At 71.7% G+C, this 4960-nt stretch carries 5 protein-coding genes; all 5 read right to left on the bottom strand.

Features of this window, described 5'->3' with window-relative positions; all coding sequences use genetic code 11:
• Positions 1 to 92 precede the first annotated feature (92 nt).
• Positions 93 to 1118, bottom strand: coding sequence for a flagellar motor switch protein FliG (gene fliG, locus JWR86_RS11660; protein WP_299565345.1), 1026 nt, complete (start codon positions 1116 to 1118; stop codon positions 93 to 95).
• The gene (gene fliF, locus JWR86_RS11665; RefSeq protein ID WP_299565347.1) at positions 1115 to 2821 is read right to left on the bottom strand and encodes a flagellar basal-body MS-ring/collar protein FliF; all 1707 of its coding nucleotides are present in this window, start codon (positions 2819 to 2821) and stop codon (positions 1115 to 1117) included. Before fliF ends, fliG begins: the two co-directional genes overlap by 4 nt.
• Positions 2822 to 2925: 104 nt before the next feature.
• Positions 2926 to 3201, bottom strand: a complete 276-nt coding sequence (locus JWR86_RS11670; protein ID WP_299565349.1) for a DUF1153 domain-containing protein — start codon at positions 3199 to 3201, stop codon at positions 2926 to 2928.
• A gap of 124 nt (positions 3202 to 3325) precedes the next feature.
• Positions 3326 to 4009, bottom strand: a complete 684-nt coding sequence (locus JWR86_RS11675) for a flagellar hook capping FlgD N-terminal domain-containing protein (protein WP_299565352.1) — start codon at positions 4007 to 4009, stop codon at positions 3326 to 3328.
• 15 nt (positions 4010 to 4024) lie between these two features.
• Entirely contained in the window at positions 4025 to 4510 is a 486-nt protein-coding gene (locus JWR86_RS11680; protein WP_299565354.1) for a flagellar hook-length control protein FliK, read from the bottom strand.
• Positions 4511 to 4960 lie beyond the last annotated feature (450 nt).

The raw sequence follows: 4960 nt of genomic DNA on the forward strand, positions 1-4960 counted from the left end.
CCGCTCCACCGCCTGGCGGCGCTCCCGCGCCGGCTGGCCGAGATCGTCGCCGAACAGGAAGCGCTGCACGCCGGCTGCCGTGTCGCCGACGCTCACAGCACCACCTCGTCATCCGCCCGGCTCTTGCTGATGCGGATCTCGCCGGTCTCCGCCAGCGCCTTGGCGGCCGAGACGAGCCGCGACTGCGCCTCGTCCACCTCGCGCATGCGGACCGGGCCCATCGCCTCGAGGTCGTCCTGCAGGTTCTTGGCGGCCCGGGTCGACATATTGGCGAAGAAGAAGGCCCGGGCAGCCTCGCTCGCGCCTTTGAGGGCCCGCGCCAGCACGTCCTTGTCCACGCTGCGCAGCAGGGTCTGGCAGCCGGCCGGGTCGAGCTTCAGCAGGTCCTCGAAGGTGAACATCTTTTCCCGGATGCGCTGGGCGGCGTCGCGGTCGGAGTGTTCCAGGGCGGCCAGAAAGCGGGCCTCGGTCGGCCGGTCAAAGGCGTTGAACCGGTCGGCCATGAGCTCGTAGCGATCGTGTTCCGACTTGCGGCTGCCACCGGAGAAGAAGTGGCGATCGAGCGCGTCCTCGATGCGCTCCAGCGCGTCGGCCCTGACCTCGCCGAGGCCGAGCATCCGGGGCACCACCTCGGCCGCGAGCCGGTCCGGCAACAGGGCGAGCACGCGCCCGCCCTGGTCCGGCCCGATCCGGGACAGAACCACGGCGACGGTTTGGGCGTATTCGTCCTTGAGAAAGGCCGCGAGGGCATCCGGCCCGACATGGGCCAGCCGCCGCCACACCTGGCGACCGGAAGATCCGCGTACATCGGCCATCACGGCGGCGACGCGCTCGGGCGGGAAGATCTTGGCCAACAGTTCCTCGGCCCGCTCCGCCGATCCGGTGAGGGTTCCCGTCGCACCGATCTCGGCCGCGAAATCCTGCATCAGCCGATGAACCGTTTCGCCCGGGATGGCGCCGAGTTCGGCCATGGCCATGCAGACCTTGCGGATCTCGGCTTCGCTGAATTGCGACCAGATGCCCGCCCCGTGCTCGTCCCCGAGGAGGATCAGCAGCGCCGCCGCGCGCTGGGGGCCGGTGAGGGCCGGCGCGTCCTGGCGCTGGAGGGCGGCGCTCATCGCTCGCTCATCCAGCCGCGGAGGACGCTGGCGGCCTCTTTCGGGTTGCCCCGGGCGAGCTCGCCGAGCTTGGCGAGCTGCTCGGCCGCCGCCTGGGGCGACAGCGTCGGGGTGGACGCGAGGGCCGGGGCGCCCGCAGCCGCCGGGGCCGTGCCCGAGCCCTGACCATCCCCGGCGAGGTGAGCGCCAGCGGTTGCGGCGCCCCCATCAGGCCCGGGGAGGGCTCCGGCCGAGGCGGTGGCGAGCTGAGCCGCCGGGCCCGCCAGCGCGGCGGTGCCCCCGGCAAAGGACAGGGCAGCCGTGGCCAGGCCTCCGTCAGGGGCGATCACGCGGCGCACCATCGGCCGCACGACGGCCAGGAGCACGATCAGGACGAGGAGCGAGATGACCCCGAGCTCGACGAGCCGAAGGAGGTCGTGGCGCGTGAAGCTGAGCAGCGAGGCGAGAAACGGGACGGGCTCGGCCTGGAGGGCCGCCGGCGTCTCGGCCAGCGGCATGTTCACCACCTCGACCTGATCGCCGCGCCCCTTGTCGAAGCCGACGGCGCTCCGAACCAGCGCGCCGATGCGCTCCAGGTCCTCTTTGGAGCGGGGCTGGTACACGGCTTCGCCGTTCGGGCCCTTGCTGTAGCTGCCGTCGAGCAGCACCGCGACCGAGAGGCGCTTCACGCGGCCGGCCTCGGAGACCTCCGTGCGGGTCGTCCGCGAGATCTCGTAATTCGTGATCTCCTCGGTCTTGTTGGAGCTGTCGCGGGCCGGCGTGCTCTGGTCGCGCGCCCCGGGCAGCTCGTTGCCGACGCTGACCTGTCCCTCGCCCGAGGCGGTGTTGGAGGTTTCGCCGCGCGTCTGGCTCGAGCGCAGGACCCGGGTCTCCGGATCGTAGTTCTCCGAGCGGCTTTCGACCCGGTTGAGATCGAGTTCGGCCGCCACCTGAACGCGGGCCCGGCCCGGCCCGACGATCCCCGCCATCATCTCCTCGACCTGCTGACGCAGCCGCCGCTCCAGCGCGGTGCGGCGCTCCTCGCCGTTGGAGGCGGCGAGCGCGGGGCCTTCCTGCCCGCCCGGCCCGCCGGCCAGCAGGCGGCCGCGTTCGTCCACGATGGAGACACGCTCAACCGCGAGCCCCTGAACAGCCGAGGCGACAAGGTGGCGGATGGCCTGGACCTGCTCCGGCCCGAGCTCGCCACGCGTCTTGAGGACGATGGAGGCGCGGGCGGGTTCGCGGTCGCGCTCGAACAGCCGCTTCTCCGGCAGGGCGAGATGAACGCGGGCGGCCTGGACGCGGCCCAGGGACCGGATGGTGCGGCTCAGCTCGCCCTCGAGCGCCCGCAGCTGGTTGATGCTCTGGACGAGGCTCGTGGCCGAGAAGGCGTCGCCCTTGTCGAAGATCTCATAGCCGACGCCGCCGCCGGAGGGCAGCGACTTGGCCGCCAGGTCCATGCGCAGCCGGGCGATCTCGTCGCGCGGCGCCAGAATGGTGGCGCCCTCGTCCCGGCTCTCATAGCGGACCGCGCGGCTATCCAGGTCCTTCAGGATCGCGCCCGCGTCCGCGGCCGACAGGTCGCTGAACAGCACGCCCATCGGCGGCTGCGAGACGCGCAGGATCACGACGGCGAAGAAGCCGACCAGCGCCAGGGTCACCGCGCCCATGGCGGCCAAGCGACCCGGACCGAACCGCGACAGGACTGCCAGGAATGCGCTCAACGCCGGAACCCGACCGCAACAGGGCGCCCATTGCGCCCGACGGCCGAACCTTCCGGGTTCGTGGTTAGCAGATGGTTAAGGGGTCGGCATTTTTTGCCGGCCGGTCACTGCCGGTAATGCTGGATCCGCGTGGTGCGCAGGCCGGCGAGGCCGTGGTCGTCGATGCTCTGCTGCCAGCTCAGGAACTCTTCCACGGTGAGCGTGTAGCGGCTGCAGGCTTCTTCCAGGCTGAGCAGCCCGCCGCGAACGGCGGCGACGACCTCGGCCTTGCGGCGGATCACCCACCGCCGCGTATTCGACGGGGGCAGGTCGGCAATGGTCAGCGGGCTTCCGTCAGGACCTATGACGTATTTCACCCGCGGGCGCATCAACTCGCTCATTTTACGCTCACACACACTGACGCTGATCAGTGACGATCAAGGTAGCCGTGGGCGCTTAAGAATGACCTAAGCGGGTGGCTGATTTGCAACACGCAAAATCAATGACTTGGAAAGAAGTGTGGCATCATTGTCCGATGGCCTTGATGCCGGCCAGCGGCACGCGGCTGGTCCCGATCAGGAGCACGGGGTTCTCCCCCGACATGTCCACCGACGACACCACGCCGGACACCTCGGTCGACACCGTGACGGGCTGCCCGGCGGCGTCGCGGGCCACCACGCCCAGCGTATAGGCGCCCGCCGCCGCCACACCGCCATTGGCCGTGCGGCCGTCCCAGGTGAAGCTTTGCGAGCCCGCCGGCAAGGCCCGGATCTGGGTGGCCACGGTTTGGCCGGTGCTGTCCTTGATGGTCAGCGTGGCCGAGGCGGCGGCCTTGGCGGGGTTCAGCGTCCAGCTCGCGGTCCCCTGCGCAAACGAGGTGGATGAGCCGTCGGCCGTCACGGTCGCACCGACCAGGCCGGCGGCCGAGGAGGCCAGCCCGGCCTTTGCCCCCGCGGCCATCGTGGACAGCGTGGCGTTGGTCTTCAGCTGCTGCTCGACAGAGGCGAATTGCACGAGCTGCTGCGTGAATTGGTTCGTGTCGAGCGGATCCAGCGGGCTCTGGTTCTTCAACTGCGTGGTGAGCAGCAGAAGAAACTGCTGGAAGTTGCCGGCGATCTCCTGCCCGTTCGCGGCCCCGCCGGAGCCGGCTGCGGTCTGGCCGGTGAGGGCCGCGAAATTGGTGCCCGAAGGTGCCGAAACGGTCGCCATGGTCGCTCCTTGCGGTCAGATGCGGAGATCGAGGCCGGAGCCGCGGTTCCAGGAAAGGGGCCGAGCGGGCGCGGCCTTGTCCGGCGCGCCCCGCCCGTCGTCGCCCCCAGGGTCGCCCGGCATGCGCCGGTCCGGCCCGGGCTCCGCCTGCGCATTGCGGCCCGAGTTCTGATCGGCGCCGGAATCCCGCAGGGTCAGTGAGATGCCGCCCTCCTGAGGTCGCAGGCCCGCCTGCTCCAGCGCTCGTTCGAGCTGTGACGCGTCCCGCTGCAGCCAGGCCAGGGTCTCGGGCCGGTCCACCAGCAGACGGGCAGAGACCTGCCCGTCCTCCGCGATGTCCAGCCGGACATCGATCCCGCCAAGGTCCACAGGGGCGAGGCGGATCTCGAAGCGGCTCAGGCCCTCGAGGCTTCTCAGGCCGATTTCCACCGGCACGGCCGCGAGCGGGAGACCGGTCAGGACGGGATGCGGGCCAGCCCCACCCGGGCCCGCCGGCGCCATGGCCTGCCCAGCCGGCGAAGTGGCGAGGGGGGAGAGGGGGGGCGTCGCAGGCGAGGGTTCGGAGGCGGCCGCATCGGTCCCATGCGGGCCGGGGCGGCCGTCCGGGGCCGCCGGGAGCTCGGCGGTCCTGCTGCCCGCCGCATCCCGCGGCGCAGCGGCGGCGTCCTCGGGCGGCGTGGGGGCCGCCTCGGTCCGCACGGCCGTCGCCCCGTCCTGGGACGCCTCACCCTCCACCTGCCCGGGCTCGGCCTTGCTGCCTTCCGCGAGTGCCGCGGAGCTGATGGGTTTGGCGGGGTCGACCGAGACGGCTGGGTCAGCCGCAGCATCCGACACCGGGCCGGCGTCAGCGGGCGGGGCGGCAACGGGGGCGGCAGCAGCCGGAGGGGTCACGGAGCGGCTGGCTGACCCGGTCGGAACCGTCGCGGGGCCGGGTTCCCCTGGCAGGACGCG

The organism is Enterovirga sp. (assembly GCF_028290205.1).
Lineage (GTDB): Bacteria > Pseudomonadota > Alphaproteobacteria > Rhizobiales > Beijerinckiaceae > Enterovirga.

Bases quoted from the DNA above. Each gene is read 5' to 3' on its own strand.
- fliG (WP_299565345.1), bottom strand. From the start codon at position 1,118: ATGAGCGCCGCCCTCCAGCGCCAGGACGCGCCGGCCCTCACCGGCCCC.
- JWR86_RS11670 (WP_299565349.1), bottom strand. From the start codon at position 3,201: ATGAGCGAGTTGATGCGCCCGCGGGTGAAATACGTCATAGGTCCTGAC.
- JWR86_RS11675 (WP_299565352.1), bottom strand. From the start codon at position 4,009: ATGGCGACCGTTTCGGCACCTTCGGGCACCAATTTCGCGGCCCTCACC.
- JWR86_RS11680 (WP_299565354.1), bottom strand. From the start codon at position 4,510: ATGGCGCCGGCGGGCCCGGGTGGGGCTGGCCCGCATCCCGTCCTGACC.